The 14,451-nt window shown below is 71.5% G+C and carries 15 protein-coding genes; 7 read left to right on the forward strand and 8 right to left on the reverse strand.

Features of this window, described 5'->3' with window-relative positions:
- The first annotated feature begins 58 nt into the window (after nucleotides 1-58).
- The 5 genes from ACFZCP_RS18035 to ACFZCP_RS18055 all read left to right on the forward strand — a co-directional run bounded on the left by ACFZCP_RS18035 (nucleotide 59) and on the right by ACFZCP_RS18055 (nucleotide 5,644).
- A complete protein-coding gene (locus tag ACFZCP_RS18035) occupies nucleotides 59-1,801 on the forward strand; it encodes an MFS transporter (protein WP_391427993.1) in 1,743 nt (580 codons plus the stop codon).
- Nucleotides 1,802-1,961: 160 nt separating this feature from the next.
- Entirely contained in the window at nucleotides 1,962-2,624 is a 663-nt protein-coding gene (locus ACFZCP_RS18040) for a class I SAM-dependent methyltransferase (protein WP_362679170.1), read from the forward strand.
- A 10-nt stretch (nucleotides 2,625-2,634) separates the two neighbouring features.
- Nucleotides 2,635-3,591, forward strand: coding sequence for an N-acetylmuramoyl-L-alanine amidase (locus ACFZCP_RS18045; protein ID WP_391427995.1), 957 nt, complete (start codon nucleotides 2,635-2,637; stop codon nucleotides 3,589-3,591).
- An 83-nt stretch (nucleotides 3,592-3,674) separates the two neighbouring features.
- Nucleotides 3,675-4,529: a hypothetical protein gene (locus tag ACFZCP_RS18050; RefSeq protein ID WP_391427996.1), complete on the forward strand. Its 855-nt coding sequence runs from the start codon at nucleotides 3,675-3,677 to the stop codon at nucleotides 4,527-4,529.
- A 104-nt stretch (nucleotides 4,530-4,633) separates the two neighbouring features.
- A complete protein-coding gene (locus ACFZCP_RS18055) occupies nucleotides 4,634-5,644 on the forward strand; it encodes an LLM class F420-dependent oxidoreductase (protein WP_391427997.1) in 1,011 nt (336 codons plus the stop codon).
- Here the strand turns inward: ACFZCP_RS18055 and ACFZCP_RS18060 are convergent.
- Nucleotides 5,641-6,207, reverse strand: a complete 567-nt coding sequence (locus ACFZCP_RS18060; protein WP_391427998.1) for a hypothetical protein — start codon at nucleotides 6,205-6,207, stop codon at nucleotides 5,641-5,643. The two genes, ACFZCP_RS18055 and ACFZCP_RS18060, sit on opposite strands and share 4 nt — an antisense overlap.
- Before the next feature lie 149 nt (nucleotides 6,208-6,356).
- On the opposite strand from ACFZCP_RS18060, the gene ACFZCP_RS18065 reads away from it, so the two are divergent.
- Nucleotides 6,357-6,647 carry a hypothetical protein gene (locus ACFZCP_RS18065; protein ID WP_362679155.1) on the forward strand — a complete coding sequence of 97 codons (291 nt, stop codon included), beginning with the start codon at nucleotides 6,357-6,359 and terminating at the stop codon, nucleotides 6,645-6,647.
- Between the two features lie 4 nt (nucleotides 6,648-6,651).
- Here ACFZCP_RS18065 and ACFZCP_RS18070 read toward each other — a convergent pair whose 3' ends face one another.
- Genes ACFZCP_RS18070 through ACFZCP_RS18080 form a run of 3 tightly spaced genes read right to left on the reverse strand, consistent with a single transcriptional unit; the run spans nucleotide 6,652 to nucleotide 9,841 of the window.
- Nucleotides 6,652-7,722 carry a prenyltransferase gene (locus ACFZCP_RS18070; RefSeq protein WP_391427999.1) on the reverse strand — a complete coding sequence of 357 codons (1,071 nt, stop codon included), beginning with the start codon at nucleotides 7,720-7,722 and terminating at the stop codon, nucleotides 6,652-6,654.
- Nucleotides 7,719-8,471, reverse strand: a complete 753-nt coding sequence (locus tag ACFZCP_RS18075; protein ID WP_362679149.1) for a class I SAM-dependent methyltransferase — start codon at nucleotides 8,469-8,471, stop codon at nucleotides 7,719-7,721. Before ACFZCP_RS18075 ends, ACFZCP_RS18070 begins: the two co-directional genes overlap by 4 nt.
- Nucleotides 8,465-9,841, reverse strand: coding sequence for a glycosyltransferase (locus ACFZCP_RS18080; protein WP_391428000.1), 1,377 nt, complete (start codon nucleotides 9,839-9,841; stop codon nucleotides 8,465-8,467). Before ACFZCP_RS18080 ends, ACFZCP_RS18075 begins: the two co-directional genes overlap by 7 nt.
- A gap of 220 nt (nucleotides 9,842-10,061) precedes the next feature.
- Between ACFZCP_RS18080 and ACFZCP_RS18085 the strand changes: the two genes are divergently transcribed.
- A complete protein-coding gene (locus tag ACFZCP_RS18085) occupies nucleotides 10,062-10,694 on the forward strand; it encodes a TetR family transcriptional regulator (protein WP_362679143.1) in 633 nt (210 codons plus the stop codon).
- Between the two features lie 360 nt (nucleotides 10,695-11,054).
- Here the strand turns inward: ACFZCP_RS18085 and ACFZCP_RS18090 are convergent, their stop codons facing one another.
- The 4 genes from ACFZCP_RS18090 to ACFZCP_RS18105 all read right to left on the reverse strand — a co-directional run bounded on the left by ACFZCP_RS18090 (nucleotide 11,055) and on the right by ACFZCP_RS18105 (nucleotide 14,295).
- Nucleotides 11,055-11,288 (reverse strand): 4Fe-4S domain-containing protein, encoded by a 234-nt coding sequence (locus tag ACFZCP_RS18090; protein ID WP_391428002.1) that lies wholly within the window; start codon nucleotides 11,286-11,288, stop codon nucleotides 11,055-11,057.
- 2 nt (nucleotides 11,289-11,290) lie between these two features.
- Entirely contained in the window at nucleotides 11,291-12,742 is a 1,452-nt protein-coding gene (locus tag ACFZCP_RS18095) for an aldehyde dehydrogenase family protein (RefSeq protein ID WP_391428004.1), read from the reverse strand.
- A gap of 196 nt (nucleotides 12,743-12,938) precedes the next feature.
- Complete coding sequence (locus ACFZCP_RS18100; RefSeq protein WP_391428005.1) at nucleotides 12,939-13,400, reverse strand: hypothetical protein; 462 nt, start codon at nucleotides 13,398-13,400, stop codon at nucleotides 12,939-12,941.
- Nucleotides 13,401-13,500: 100 nt separating this feature from the next.
- Nucleotides 13,501-14,295 carry an RHS repeat-associated core domain-containing protein gene (locus tag ACFZCP_RS18105; protein WP_391428006.1) on the reverse strand — a complete coding sequence of 265 codons (795 nt, stop codon included), beginning with the start codon at nucleotides 14,293-14,295 and terminating at the stop codon, nucleotides 13,501-13,503.
- Nucleotides 14,296-14,451 lie beyond the last annotated feature (156 nt).

Here is a 14,451-nt window from a genome sequence, read left to right on the forward strand (position 1 = left end):
GTTGCCTGTGCATACGAGGTTTATCCAGCACTCATCTCGCGCGGAAGGCCTTTGCCCCATGACCCACACGACGACCGACCAGCCCGACCGGAGGGCCGGCGCGGCAGTGGTCCCGGTGCTCGCCTTCGCGGGCATCGTCGTCGCGGTGATGCAGACGCTGCTCGTGCCGGTCATCAAGGACCTGCCGCAGCTGCTCGACACCGCCCCCAGCAACGCCACCTGGGTCCTCACCTCGACCCTCCTGTCCGGCGCCGTGGCCACCCCGATCATGGGCCGGCTCGGCGACCTCTACGGCAAGCGGCGCATGCTGATCCTCAGCCTCGCCGTGATGGTGGTCGGCGCCCTGGTCAGCGCGCTCACCAGCCAGCTGCTCACCATGATCGTGGGCCGTGCCCTCCAGGGCTTCGCCATGGGCGCGATCCCGCTCGGCATCGGCCTGATGCGGGACATGCTGCCGCGCGAGAAGCTCGGCTCGGCCATGGCCCTGATGAGCTCCTCCATAGGCGTGGGCGGCGGCCTCGCGCTGCCCGCCGCCGCCCTGGTCGCGCAGCACACGAACTGGCACGCCCTGTTCTACGGCGCCGCCGGCCTCGGCGCGCTCGCCATCGTCCTGACCCTCGTCGCCGTACCGGAGTCCCCGATGCGCGCCGAGGGCTCCTTCGACGCGCCCGGCGCCCTGGGCCTGTCCACCGGCCTGGTGCTGCTCCTGCTGCCCATCACCAAGGGCAGCGACTGGGGCTGGTCCTCCGGCACCACGCTCGGCCTGTTCGCCGCGTCCGTCGCCGTCCTGCTCCTGTGGGGCGTGTACGAGCTGCGCGCGAAGGCACCGCTGGTCGACCTGCGCACCACCGCCCGCCGCGAGGTGCTGCTCACCAACCTCGCCTCGATCATGGTCGGCGTCAGCTTCTACGTCGTCTCGCTGGTCCTGCCCCAGCTGCTCCAGCTGCCGAAGGCCACCGGCTACGGCCTCGGCCAGTCCATGGTCGTCGCGGGCCTGTGCGTGGCCCCGCTGGGCCTGACCATGATGTTCACGGCACCGGTCTACGCCCGCCTCTCCGCCCGCTACGGCCCCAAGGTCACCCTGATCACCGGCCTGCTGATCATCGCCCTCGGCTACGGCGGCGGACTCGGCCTGATGGACGCGGCCTGGCAGACCATCGTCACCTCGGTCGTCCTCGGCGCCGGCATCGGCCTCGCCTACTCCTCGCTGCCCGCGCTGATCATCGGCGCGGTCCCGGCCTCGGAGACCGGCGCGGCCAACGGCCTGAACACGCTGATGCGGTCCATCGGCACGTCCGTCTCCAGCGCCGTCATCGGCATGGTGCTGGCCAACACGGCGAACAACGTGGGCGGGATCGCGATCCCGACCATGCACGGCTTCCGCGTCTCCTTCCTGATCGCCACCGCCGCCGTCGCGGTCGGTCTGCTGCTCGCGGTGTTCCTGCCGAAGGCCCCCCGCCCCTCCCAGCACACCCAGCTGCGGGTGAGCAGCGAGGAGGAGGCCGGTATCGAGCACGCCGAAGAGGTCCTGCAGGGCTTCCGCGGCCGGGTGCTGGACGCGGACGGCTCCCCCGTCGCACGCGCCAAGGTCACCCTGATCGACCGCCGGGGCCGCCAGGCGGGCGCGACCGTTTCCGGCGAGGACGGCAGCTATGCGGTCGCCGTGCCCGCCCAGGGGGCGTATGTGCTGGCCGCACGGGCCGCCGGGCACGGTCCACTGGCCTCTTCCGCCACGCATTCCGGGGAAGAACGGGCTGTCGATCTGGATCTTTCGCTGCCCGGGGAGGCGGTGAGCGCGTAGCGCTCGGGGAGTTCTGCCCTCTGGCGGCTGCCGGTTCGCCGTGGCTCGTCGCGCAGTTCCCCGCGCCCCTTTCGGGGCGCCGCACGCACCCTCTGTCGATGAGCGGCAGGGGGTGCGGCAGCATGGACGGTCGGACAGCCGTACGACCGAGAGGACCCCCATGACCGCGGGACCCAAGCCCGAGATCCTGGCCGCGTTCGAGGCCGCCAAGGGGTTCATGCCCACCGACGAGGGACTGGCCCTGTACGCGGCGGCCGTGGAGGCCGGACGGCTGGGGCTGCCCCTGCTGGAGGTCGGCACCTACTGCGGGCGGTCCACCGTCCTGCTCGCCGACGCCGCCCGCGAGGCCGGCGTCACCGCGCTCACCGTCGACCACCACCGGGGCAGCGAGGAGCAGCAGCCGGGCTGGGACTACCACGACCCGGAGACCGTGGACCCCGAGATCGGCCTGATGGACACGCTGCCCACCTTCCGCCGCACCCTGCACCGGGCGGGCCTGGAAGACCACGTGGTCGCGCTGGTCGGCCGCTCCCCGCAGATCGCCGCGATCTGGAACTCCCCGCTCGGCCTCGTCTTCGTCGACGGCGGCCACACCGACGAGCACGCGAGCGCCGACTACGAGGGCTGGGCCCCCCATGTGGCCGAAGGCGGCCTGCTCGTCATCCACGACGTCTTCCCGGACCCGAAGGACGAGTTCACCGGCCAGGCCCCGTACCGGGTCTACCTGAGGGCCCTGGAGTCGGGCGCGTTCACCGAGGTCTCGGCGGCCGGGTCGCTGCGCGTCCTGCGGCGAACGGAAGCGGCGACCCGGACCCACGGTTAGAGTCGCACTCGTGTCGTACGTAGGCCCTGACTTCGAACCGCCGCAGCCCCGTCGCCCCCGGCGCGGGCCGCTGACCGTCGCGCTCGCCGCGCTCGTGCCCGGCGCCCTGCTGGGCTGGCTGGTGTACGAGACCGTGGGCGGATCCGGCGGCTCGCACGGCTCGGACACCGCGGGCGCGCGGACCTCCGCCGCCTCGCCGAGCACGGCCGAGCCCTGGTCGGCGCCCGCCACCGACGACGGCAAGAAGCCGGGCGCGACGCCCTCCGGCTCCGCCCCCGCCCGCTCCGGCCCCCTCAAGGGCAAGGTCGTCGTCATCGACCCGGGCCACAACCCCGGCAACTTCCGGCACACGGCCGAGATCAACCGCCCGGTGGACATCGGCACGAACAAGAAGGAGTGCGACACCACCGGCACGTCCACCAACGCGGGTTACACCGAGGCCCGGTTCACGATGGACGTCGCCCACCGGCTGCGCGCGATCCTGGAACAGCAGGGCGCCACCGTGAAACTGACGCGCGACGGCGACTCCCCGCCCTGGGGCCCGTGCGTCGACGAGCGGGCCCGGATCGGCAACACGGCGCACGCGGACGCGGCCATCTCCATCCACGCCGACGGATCGGCCGAGGGCAACCGCGGTTTCCACGTCATCCTCCCGGCGTCCGTGCACGCCGGCGCCGCCGACACCCGTCCCATCGTGGGCCCCTCGCGCGACCTGGGCGAGCGCATCGCGGGCAGGTTCCTGAGCGTCACGGGCGAACCCCCCTCCAACTACATCGGCGACGGTACCGGTCTCGTCACACGTCAGGACCTGGGTGGTCTCAATCTGTCAACAGTTCCCAAGGTCTTCATCGAGTGCGGCAACATGCGGGATAGCAAGGATGCGGCACTGCTGACCAGCGGCGCCTGGCGGCAGAAGGCCGCGCAAGGGATCTCTGAGGGAATCGTGAGTTTCCTGCGCGAGTCGTGAGCGGCGGGCGGAACCGGCCGGACAGCAGGTTCTTGCGGACGATAGTGTCTACCGACGACGAGACGACCTACGAAGGACCTGAAGTGAATATCCGCTCCCTCACTCGAGGCGACGGCGTGGTGATCGGAGCAGCGGTGTTGCTGTTCATCGCGTCGTTCCTCGACAACTACTCGTACGACGGGGCACCGGACGGCCTCGATATCCCGAACCTGTGGGCCAGCGGACCGGTTCTGCTCAGCGTCGTCCTCGCGGGGATCATCGGCGCCGGGCTCCTCGTCTTCACCCGTACGACGGAGAAGCCGCTCAAGGTGGCGGGCCTGGACCTCGGCCAGTTCGGTGTTGCGTTCACCGTGTTCGCCGCGTGGAGCGCCCTCGGCAACGTCATCGACCCGGCCGGCGGCGCGAACAACTTCGACAACGTCGACAAGGGACCGAGCGCCGGTATGGGCCTGGTCCTCGCGCTCATCGCCACCCTGGTGATGGCCGCCGCGGCGATCGCCACCCCCCTGGTCCCCGCCCTGCAGGCCGGCCTGGTCCCGGCCGCCAAGCCGGCCGCTCCGCAGCCCTACGGCGCCCAGCCGCCCGGTGGTTACGGCTACCCGGGCGCCCAGCCGCAGCAGCCCTACGGGGCACAGCCGCAGCCGGGGCAGCCGTTCGGGCAGCCGGGTGCTCCGGGCGTTCCCGGTGCCCAGGGTGCTCCGGCCGCCGCGGCCGCTCCCGCGCCGCAGCCGGCCGCCGCGGACTTCTCCCCGTTCTGGTTCGCCGTTCCGGTGGCGCGCCCGCTGTTCGCGGAGGACGGCTCGCAGACTCCGATCGCCGAACTGGCGCCGGGCACCTGGTACCTGGCGGTCGAGCAGCGCGGTGCGCAGCTGGTCGCCCAGACCCAGGACGGCCGCCGCGGCGTGCTCCAGGACACCTCGGGGATCCAGCGCGGCTGAGCCGCACCGGTACCACCGACAACGGCCCCCCGCCCTTCCGGGCGGGGGGCCGTTGTCGTACAGTCGCCTCCCGGTAGGAACTGACGGTTCGTCAGGAGGCGGGTATGCGGCTCGGTCTGGCACTCGGCTACTGGGGGCGCGGTCCGGGCACCGGCCATGTGGCGCTGGCCCAGGAGGCGGAGCGGCTCGGGTACACCTCCGTGTGGACGGCCGAGTCCTGGGGGTCGGACGCCTTCACGCCGCTGACCTGGATCGCCGCGCGGACGTCGACGATCGCACTGGGTACGGCGGTTGCCCAGATGGCCGCCCGCTCGCCGACCACCACGGCGATGCACGCGCTCACCCTGGACCATCTCTGCGGGGGGCGGATGATGCTCGGCCTCGGCCTGTCCGGGCCGCAGGTGGTGGAGGGCTGGTACGGCCGCCCGTTCCCGGCGTCGCCGCTGACCGCGACACGGGAGTACGTGGACGTCGTACGGCAGGTGCTGCGCAGACAGGGGCCGGTGGAGTCGGACGGGCGCTTCCATCCGCTGCCCTACCGGGGTGCGGACGGCACGGGTCTCGGCAGGGCACTGAAGCCGATCACCCATCCCCTGCGCCGCGATCTGCCCGTCCTGCTGGGTGCGGAGGGCCCCAAGAACGTGGCCCAGACGACCCGGATCGCCGACGGCTGGCTGCCGCTGTACTGGGCGCCGAGCCGGCCCGAGGTGTACGGGGACGCGGTGCGGGAGCTGCCCGAGGGGTTCGTGGTGGCCCCGATGGCGCGGGTGACGGTGTGCGACGACGTCGCCGAGGGGCTGCTGCCCGTGAAGGCGATGCTCGGCTTCTACATCGGCGGGATGGGGCACGCGGCCCGCAACTTCCACGCCGAGCTCATGGCCCGCATGGGCTACGAGGAAGAGGCGCGGCGGATCCAGAAGCTGTTCCTCGCCGGGCGGCGCGAGGAGGCCGTGCTGGCGGTGCCGGACGCCTTCGCCGACGAGATCTCCCTGGTCGGCCCCCGTGAACGCATCGCCGAACGGCTGGAGTTGTGGCGCAGGGGCCCGGTGACGGACCTGCTGGCCCTGTCACCGGACCCGCACACCCTCAGAGTGCTGGCGGAGCTGAACTCCTAGCCGCCCTTCAGCTGCGAGGCGGACGGCACCTTGTCCTTGACCGGCGCACCGGCGCTGCTGCCGGCGTCCTTGACCTTGTTGATGATGTCGTCGAAGGCGCCTGCCGCGTCCGTGTCACCGCTGCGCAGCTTGGACGGCAGGTCCTTGAGCGCTGTGATACCGGCGGTCAGCGGGGCGAGGGCCTTGGCGAGCGCGGGGTCGCCCTGGGCGTTGCGCTGGGCCGCCTTGAGCCGGTTGTAGGTGAAGGCACCGGCGAGACCGGCCTTCACCAGGGCCAGCTTGCGGCCGTGGGCGCCCTTCTTGAACTTGCCCGCCTTCCACGGCTTCACGATCCACTGGTACGTGGCGCCGGCGGCGAGGGCCGCGTTCGCGACGAAGCGGGTCTTGGCGAACTTCTGGCGCTCGGCGGACGTGGTCGGGCTGGGCTCGGCCGCCTGGAGGGCGGTCACCGCAGCGATGCCCCTCGTACTGGTCTTCTCGCTGCCGGCGCAGGCGGCGGAGCCGGCCACCAGGGCGCAGCACAGGGTGAGCGCCACACAGAGGCGCCGTATCGGTATGGGCACGGGGTCCTCCGGACATGTGTCTCCCCGAGCGGGTCTTGCCTCCGGCCAGCGTCACCCGAACGGCCGCAGTGCGCCACTCGGGACGGCTCTGCCGTCGCGGATTCACCGGGCCCGGGTTTCATGTCCCGGGTTGCGGCAATCCGGATTCCATGTCTAGAAACCGCACGGGAGCGAACCAGGCCGGCACGGTCATAGCGGTCGTCGCCGACATCATGGCCCTCATCCTGGGCCTGTGGATCCTGATGTACCTGCTGGACGCGAACCGGGCCAACAGCCTGGTCCAGTTCGTCCATGACACGGCCCGCTGGCTGGCCGGCTGGTCCCACGATCTGTTCACCTTCGACAAGGCCTGGGCCCGGGTGGTCGCGGGCTATGGACTCGCCGCCGTGGTCTACCTGTTCGTGGGCCATGCCGTCGCCGGCCGGCTGCACCGGCACTGACCCCTCAGCGGCAGCAGTCCGGGGCGAGCCCGGACGGCAGGTGCTCCCCGCCGAAGACCGCGCAGGTGGCGTCGTGACCACCGAGCGCGGCGACGGCGAGCAGGAGGGAGCCGGCCGTCCAGGTGGTGAGTTCGCGGGGCCAGATCGCGTCGTCGTCGAAGACGTAGCCCGTCCAGTACAGGCCGGTCTCCTGGTCGCGCAGGTGCTGGACGGACTGGAGGATCTCCAGCGCGCGGTCGGACTCGCCCATCGCCCACAGGGCGAGGGCCAGTTCGCAGGACTCGCCGCCGGTCACCCAGGCGTTGGGCACCACGCAGCGCACGCCCAGGCCGGGCACGACGAAGCGGTCCCAGTCCGCCTCGATGCGGGACTTGGCCTCCGCGCCGGTCAACGCGCCGCCGAGGACCGGGTAGTACCAGTCCATCGAGTAGCGGTCCTTGTCGAGGAAGCGCTCGGGGTGCCGGCGGATCGCGTGGCGCAGCGCGCCCACCGCCAACTCCCAGTCCGGCTGCGGCTCTTCACGCTGCTCGGCGATGGCGAGCGCACAGCGCAGGGCGTGGTGGACGGAGGAGCTGCCGGTGAGCAGGGCGTCCGCGGTGGGGGTGCCGTCGTCGTCGCGCCGCCAGCCGATCTGGCCGCCGGGCTGCTGCAGCCGCAGCACCCACTCGACGGCCGCGTAGACGCACGGCCACATGCGGTCCAGGAACGTGTCGTCGCCGGTGGACAGGTAGTGGTGCCACACGCCGACGGCTATGTAGGCGACGAAGTTCGACTCGCGGGCGCGGTCGGTGACGTCGTCGTGGGCTCCGTCGGCGTAGGCCGCGTACCAGGAGCCGTCCTCGTTCTGATGGGCGGCGAGCCAGAGGTAGGCCCGCTCGGCCCCCTCGTGCTCGCCGGCCGCGTCCAGGGCCATCGCGGCCTCGGTGTGGTCCCACGGGTCGAGATGGTGTCCGCGGAACCACGGGATCGCGCCGTCCTCCCGCTGCACGGCGAGGATGCCGCGGACGGTCGCGGCGGCCTGCTCGGCGGTGAGGACCCCGGGCAGGACGAGGTGTTCTGTCCGGGGCGTCGTCACTTGGCGGCCGCCCCGTCCGTCTCGGCGAGCCGGGGCAGATGGGGTTTGGTCGCGTAGAGGACGAAGCTCTTGCCGATGACCGGGTTCAGTGCCTGTTCGGCGATGCGGGTGGCCAGCGGCTTCTTCATGATGTCCCAGACCAGCAGCTTGTGGTACGCCTTGACCGGCAGCGCCTTGTCGTTGTCCACGCCGAAGGCGCACTTGAGCCACCAGTACGGGGAGTGCAGGGCGTGTGCGTGGTGGGTGCCGTAAGGCTTCAGGCCCGCCTCGCGGACCTTGGCCAGCAGTTCGTCGGCCTTGTAGATGCGGATGTGGCCGCCCTCGACCTCGTGGTAGGCGTCGGACAGCGCCCAGCAGACCTTCTCGGGCCCGTAGCGCGGCACGGTGACGGCGATCCGCCCGCCGGGCCTGAGGACGCGCACCATCTCGGCGAGCACACCCTTGTCGTCGGGGATGTGCTCCATCACCTCGGAGATGATGACGACGTCGAAGGACTCGTCCGGGAAGGGCAGCGCGAGGGCGTCGCCCTCCATCGCGGTCGCACTCGCACCCTCGGGCGCCTCGCCGGCCTCCTTCATCGCCGCGAACCACTTGGCGACCTCGCGGATCTCCTCGGCGTTCTGGTCCAGGGCCACGACCTGCGCGCCTCGCCGGTAGCACTCGAAGGCGTGCCGGCCGGCCCCGCAGCCGAGATCCAGGACACGGTCGCCGGGGGCGAGCGGGAACCGGGAGAAGTCGACGGTCAGCACGTGGCCCTGCTTTCGGAAGAGATGCCTGCAACGGTCGCCGGGGCCGCGGGACGGCCGGGGTTCTGGGCCGGCGCGGAACCGATCGCCTCGCGGTAGCGGGCCACCGTCCCCTCGGCCGCACGGGCCCAGGTGAAGTGCCGCAGGACCCGCTCACGGCCCGCACGGCCGAGCCTGGTGCGCAGTTCCGGGTCGCCGAGCAGCCGGCCGAGGCCGGCGGCCAGCGCCCCCGCGTCACCCGGGGGCACGGCCAGGCAGGTCTCGCCGTCGCGTCCGGCGACCTCGGGGATCGCGCCGCCGGTGGTGGCGACCAGCGGGGTACCGGTGGCCATGGCCTCGGCGGCGGGCAGCGAGAAGCCCTCGTAGAGCGAGGGCACGCAGGCGACTTCGGCCGAGCGGATCAGGTCGACCAGTTCGGCGTCGGAGATGCCCTTGACGAACTCGACGGCGCCTTCGAGGCCGTAGCGCTCGATCGCCTGGGCGACCGGGCCCTCGGTGGGGCGCTTGCCGACGACGACGAGGTGGGCGGCCGGGTGCTCGGTGCGCACCTTCGCGAGCGCCTCCACGAGGAAGACGAGCCCCTTGAGCGGCACGTCGGCGCTGGAGGTGGTGACGATCCGGCCGGGCACCTCGGCCACGGCCGGATTCGGCGCGAACAGCTCGGTGTCGGCGCCGATGTGGACCACGTGGATGCGGTCGCCCCGGACGCCGAGGTGGTCCACGATCTCCTGCCGGGAGGTGCCGGAGACGGTGAGCACCGAGGGCAGGCGGCGGGCGACGCGCTTCTGCATCCGGGTGAAGGCGTACCAGCGGCGCACCGAGTAGCGGCGCTTCCAGCCCTCGGCGGCGTCCAGCTCCAGCTGCCGGTCGACGGTGATGGGGTGGTGGATGGTGGTGACCAGGGGGGCGCCGATGTCGCCGAGCAGGCCGTAGCCGAGCGTCTGGTTGTCGTGGACGACGTCGAACTCGCCGCGGCGGGCCTGCAGATGGCGGCGGGCGCGCAGGGAGAACGTCAGCGGCTCGGGGAAGCCGCCGGTCCACATGGTGGCGACCTCGACGGCGTCGACCCAGTCCCGGTACTCGTCCCGCTTCGGGGTGCGGAAGGGGTCGGGCTGGCGGTAGAGGTCGAGGCTGGGCAGCTCGGTCAGGGTCAGCCGCTCGTACCCCTCGTCCAGGACGGGGTAGGGCTGGGAGCCGATGACCTCCACCCGGTGGCCGAGGCGGGCCAGCTCGCGCGAGAGGTGGCGTACGTACACGCCCTGGCCGCCGCAGAACGGGTTCCCTTTATAGGTGAGGAGCGCGATGTGCAGGGGTCGCTCGCCGTCCGCGGCGAGGTCCGGTCGGGGACCCGCCTGACTGGCCTCAGCGGTCACTCCGGGCCCCCTTCTGGCTGCACTGTCCCGCGAGACTACGACGGGACGCTAATCTAGAACAAGTTTCAGACTTGATCGTTCAAGAGGCTCTGAATCTACCGGCAGGTAGGGGCGCTGTGAGCAGTGGATCAGGTGATTCACGCCACGACGCGGACCCCCTCCGTGCAGGATGATCACAAGCCCTACAGACGCCCTAACCGACTGTCACGGAACGGGACCCATGCCTGCGGAATCCAAGGTGGAAGCGCACAGCGCCCGGCCCCCCTCGCCGCCGCTGACCGAGCGGCAGGAGGCCCGCCGCCGCCGGATCCTGCACGCGAGCGCACAGCTGGCCAGCCGCGGCGGTTTCGACGCCGTGCAGATGCGCGAGGTCGCCGAGTCCTCGCAGGTGGCCCTCGGCACGCTGTACCGGTACTTCCCGTCCAAGGTGCATCTGCTGGTCGCCACCATGCAGGACCAGCTGGAGCACATGCACGGCACGCTGCGCAAGAAGCCGCCCGCGGGCGACACGGCCGCGGAGCGGGTCGCGGAGACCCTGATGCGGGCCTTCCGGGCGCTGCAGCGGGAGCCGCACCTGGCCGACGCCATGGTCCGTGCGCTCACGTTCGCCGACCGCAGCGTCTCCCCCGAGGTCGACCAGGTCTCCCGGCAGACCACGGTGATCATCCTGGATGCGATGGGCCTGGAGCACCCCACCCCCGAACAGCTCTCGGCCGTCCGGGTGATCGAGCACACCTGGCACTCCGCGCTGATCACCTGGCTCTCGGGCCGCGCCTCCATCGCCCAGGTCAAGATCGACATCGAGACGGTGTGCCGCCTGATCGACCTGACGGACCCGCAGACGCCCCACTGACCCGGCCTCCTTCGCCGGATGCGTGCCGCTGACCGGCCCTCTTCGGCCGCAAGCGTCCCGCCGCCCCGCCCCCTTCGGCCGCAAGCGCGCCCGCCACCTACCGCCCACCGGTCCCGTGCGAGAGAACTGCGAGCGGGACTGTGAGCGGGGGAACTGTGAGCGGGGGACCTGTGAGCGGGGGACCTGTGAGCGGGGGACCTGTGAGCGGGGGAACCGTGAACGGGGCGCGGGAACTGCGAGCGGGGCGCGGGAACTGCGAGCGGGGCGCGGGAACTGCGAGCGGGGCGCGGCGCGCCGTACCGGCACACCGCGCCCTGTCTCCCGTACGGGCCGTGGGCGGGGACCCGGGGACCGGTGGTCCTAGTCCTCGGGCGGGAACACCGGCTCCCCGCTCCCCACCAGCGTGATCATGATCGCCTCCACGGGGCAGCCCTCGGCGGCCTCCAGAACCTGTTCGCTCGCGTCGGTGTCCGGCTCGGCGGGGTGGGACTGCCGGGCGGTGTCGAGGCGGAATCCGTCCGGGGCGTGGTGGACGCACTGGGCCGAGCCGATGCACACGGACCGGTCGACCTCGACGTGCCAGCGGTCGCCCATCCCTAGGACCCCGCCGGCAGGTGGATCATCTTGTGTTCGAGGTACTCGCCGTACCCCTCGGGGCCGAACTCCCGCCCCAGGCCCGAGTTCTTGTAGCCGCCGAACGGGCCCAGCATGTCGAGGCTGAAGGTGTTGACGGAGTAGGTGCCGGTGCGCACCTGCCGGGCGATGTCGATGCCGCGCTCGACGTCGGCCGTCCACACGCTGCCGGACAGGCCGTAGTCCGAGTCGTTGGCGATCTTCACGGCCTCCTGTTCGTCGCCGTAGGGCAGCAGGCAGATCACCGGGCCGAAGATCTCCTCGCGGGCGATGCGCATGGAGTTGTCGACGTCGCCGAAGAGGGTCGGTTCGACGTACCAGCCGCGGTCGAGACCGGCAGGGCGGCCGCCGCCGGTGAGGATCTTGGCGCCCTCCTCCTGGCCGATGCGGATGTAGTCGAGGTTGCGCTGCTGCTGGCGCCGGGCGACCAGGGGGCCGACCTGGGTGGCCGCGTCCAGCGGGTCGCCGACCTTCAGTTCGCCCGCCGCGCGGGCGAAGGCGTCCGCGAACTCGTCGTAGCGGGCCCGTGGGACGAGGATGCGGGTCTGGGCGACGCAGGCCTGCCCGTTGTTCATCCAGGCCGCCGGGACGATGCCCGCGACCGCCGTGGCCACGTCCGCGTCGGGCAGCACGACCGCCGCCGACTTGCCGCCCAGTTCCAGGGTGACCCGGGTGAGGTTGCGGGCGGCCACCTCCATCACCCGCTTGCCGGCCGCGACCGAGCCGGTGAAGGAGACCTTGTCGATACCGGGGTGCCCGACCAGGTACTCGCTGACCTCGCGGTCGGCGGGCAGGATCGACAGCACGCCCTCGGGCAGCCCGGCCTCGCGCGCGATCTCGCCGAGCAGGTAGGCGTCCAGCGGCGACTCGGGGGACGGCTTCAGCACGACCGTGCAGCCGGTGAGCAGCGCGGGGGCGAGTTTGGCGGCGGCGACGAACTGCGGGACGTTCCACGGGACGACGGCCGCGACCACGCCGACCGGTTCGCGGCGCACGAGGATCGGGCCGAGGACACCGTCGCGGCGCTCCTCGTGGCTGAAGTCGCGGGCGACCCGGATGGCCGCGTCCCACACCATCATCGCGCCGAGCGCCTGGGCCAGTACGCTCCAGGAGTAGGGGGAGCCGTTCTCGGCGGAGATCACCCGGGCGATCTCCTCGTGCCGGGCGGCGATGCCGTCCTTGATCCGCGTGACCACCTCGATCCGCTCCGCCAGGGAAGCCCGCGGCCAGGGGCCCTCGTCGAAGGCGCGGCGCGCGACGGCCACCGCCCGGTCGACGTCCTCGCGACAGGCGTGCGGGACCCGGCCGATGACCTCCTCGGTGTGCGGGGAGATCACCTCGATGACGTCCTTGCCCCGGGGGTCGCTCAACTCCCCGCCGATGAACAGCTGTCCGTGTTCCACGAGCTCGGTCATGGCCGACTGCCTCCCGCCGCACCGCATGTTTCTGACGCTGTTTCAGAACTGATATCAGTTCTGGTTGGACTAAGCCAGGGCCGAGACCGAATAGGCCCCCACCAGCGACTTTGCCGCTGGTGGGGGTGCCGTCAAGCCACGCGGGCGGTCCATGGGTCGTCTCCGCGGGCCATACGCGCCGCCGGACCGCCACTGCTCAGCTCGCGTCCCCCCAGACGGCTTGCAGGTCCTCGCAGTGGACGGTGATCGACGCGTCGGTGAGCGCGATCTCGTGCACGCAACCGCCGTCCTCGTGCGGGAGGATCTCGTCGAGGAGCACGGTGTCGACCAGCATCCAGTCGATGGCACGCTCGTAGTCGATGGAGAAATGTGTCACGCCTGAATAGCTGATGCGCAGCCCGGAGTCGTGCTTCCACTGATTTGGAGCGAATTCCAGGGTCAGTCCCCCGCTTTTGTCGGTGTCCACCTGGATACCGGACAACTCCAGATCCTTGACGCAGTGACTGTTGCCGTGCCCCAAACTGTAGTGCGCCGGATCGGACGCGAAGGCCCGGGCCCCGGCCGGCAACCGGTCGCGGAGCTTGGGGAGTTCGGCCAGATAAGCCCTCGGATCCACGAAGAACCCACCGTCGTCCCAGACAGCCGTGACGTACTTCATTTGCAACCTTCCGCGGCGAGAGGCGGTCGCCTCCATTTGTCTCCGGTGATGTCCTCGGTCCCCTTGGGGCCGATGCGGCCGATTTTCCGCAGTTCGTAGATCATCCGTCCCTTGGTGGCGTTCTCCACGCTGGGCGGGACCTCGACTTCGGAGGCTTTGACGCCATGCTTATCGAGGGCCCCTTCGGGCCCTTCCCGGCGAGGCCGAGGTGGTCGCTCCAGCCCAGCGGGTTCGGCACGTAGGCGTGGTGATCGGGTGCCGGGAGCAGTCCCAGCGGGTCCGCGCTGATGTACCGCGCCGTCTCAGGGTCGTAGTACCGGTGCACGTCGTAGTGCAGGCCGGTCTCGGCATCCGCGTACTGGCCGGGGAAACGCAGCGGGCAGTCGACCGGCGACGCGTCCTCCTGCGGGGCCGGGATCTGGGTACCCCACAGGCTGGTACGGCGTTGCCAGACCAGTACCCCGGTCGCGGAGACCAGTTCCGTGGGTGTGCCGATCGAGTCGGTGACGACGGTGTGGAACCGGGCTTCGTGCTCGGGATCCGACTCCTGTGCCAACTGCGCCAGGAAGGACGTGTTGGCGGCCGTCGCCGTCGGCCTGTGGCTCGTCTGGGCGACCGGGCGGGGACCGTCCGGCGCATGGTCCCAGGTGGTGACCCAGCCGTCCGGCGCGGTCTGTTCGGCCAGGCAGAGGTCGTCCCAGACGAAGTCCGTGCGGTCGGCCACGGAGCCGTCGTCGGCCACACGGTGCTTGGAGACACGGCGGCCGAGCGGATCGTACGCGTACCGCCACCGGCTGCCGTCCGGGACGGTCGCCTCCGTGAGACGGTCCTCGGCGTTCCAGGTGTAGGTCCAGGTACGGGTCTGGCCGTTCAGCAGCTTGCGGGTCCGGCGCACGAGGCGGCCCTCGGCATCGTGCTCGTACGACGTGCGGCCGGCCGAGCGGACGAGCGTGCCCTCGAACCGGCGGCGGCGAGGGCCGCGCCGCTGGGCGACGCCGTTCCAAGTGGACTGTTCCCTCAGTGATCTGACGCTTCATCAGTTCTGGGTATA

It is taken from the genome of Streptomyces sp. NPDC007971 (genome assembly GCF_042958635.1).
Classification (GTDB): domain Bacteria; phylum Actinomycetota; class Actinomycetes; order Streptomycetales; family Streptomycetaceae; genus Streptomyces.

What these genes read in the sequence shown, in the direction of transcription:
- ACFZCP_RS18085 (WP_362679143.1), top strand. Translation starts at nt 10,062, where the DNA reads ATGCCTGCGGAATCCAAGGTGGAAGCGCACAGCGCCCGGCCCCCCTCG.
- ACFZCP_RS18100 (WP_391428005.1), bottom strand. Translation starts at nt 13,400, where the DNA reads ATGAAGTACGTCACGGCTGTCTGGGACGACGGTGGGTTCTTCGTGGAT.
- ACFZCP_RS18095 (WP_391428004.1), bottom strand. Translation starts at nt 12,742, where the DNA reads ATGACCGAGCTCGTGGAACACGGACAGCTGTTCATCGGCGGGGAGTTG.
- ACFZCP_RS18040 (WP_362679170.1), top strand. Translation starts at nt 1,962, where the DNA reads ATGACCGCGGGACCCAAGCCCGAGATCCTGGCCGCGTTCGAGGCCGCC.
- ACFZCP_RS18090 (WP_391428002.1), bottom strand. Translation starts at nt 11,288, where the DNA reads ATGGGCGACCGCTGGCACGTCGAGGTCGACCGGTCCGTGTGCATCGGC.
- ACFZCP_RS18035 (WP_391427993.1), top strand. Translation starts at nt 59, where the DNA reads ATGACCCACACGACGACCGACCAGCCCGACCGGAGGGCCGGCGCGGCA.
- ACFZCP_RS18065 (WP_362679155.1), top strand. Translation starts at nt 6,357, where the DNA reads ATGTCTAGAAACCGCACGGGAGCGAACCAGGCCGGCACGGTCATAGCG.
- ACFZCP_RS18055 (WP_391427997.1), top strand. Translation starts at nt 4,634, where the DNA reads ATGCGGCTCGGTCTGGCACTCGGCTACTGGGGGCGCGGTCCGGGCACC.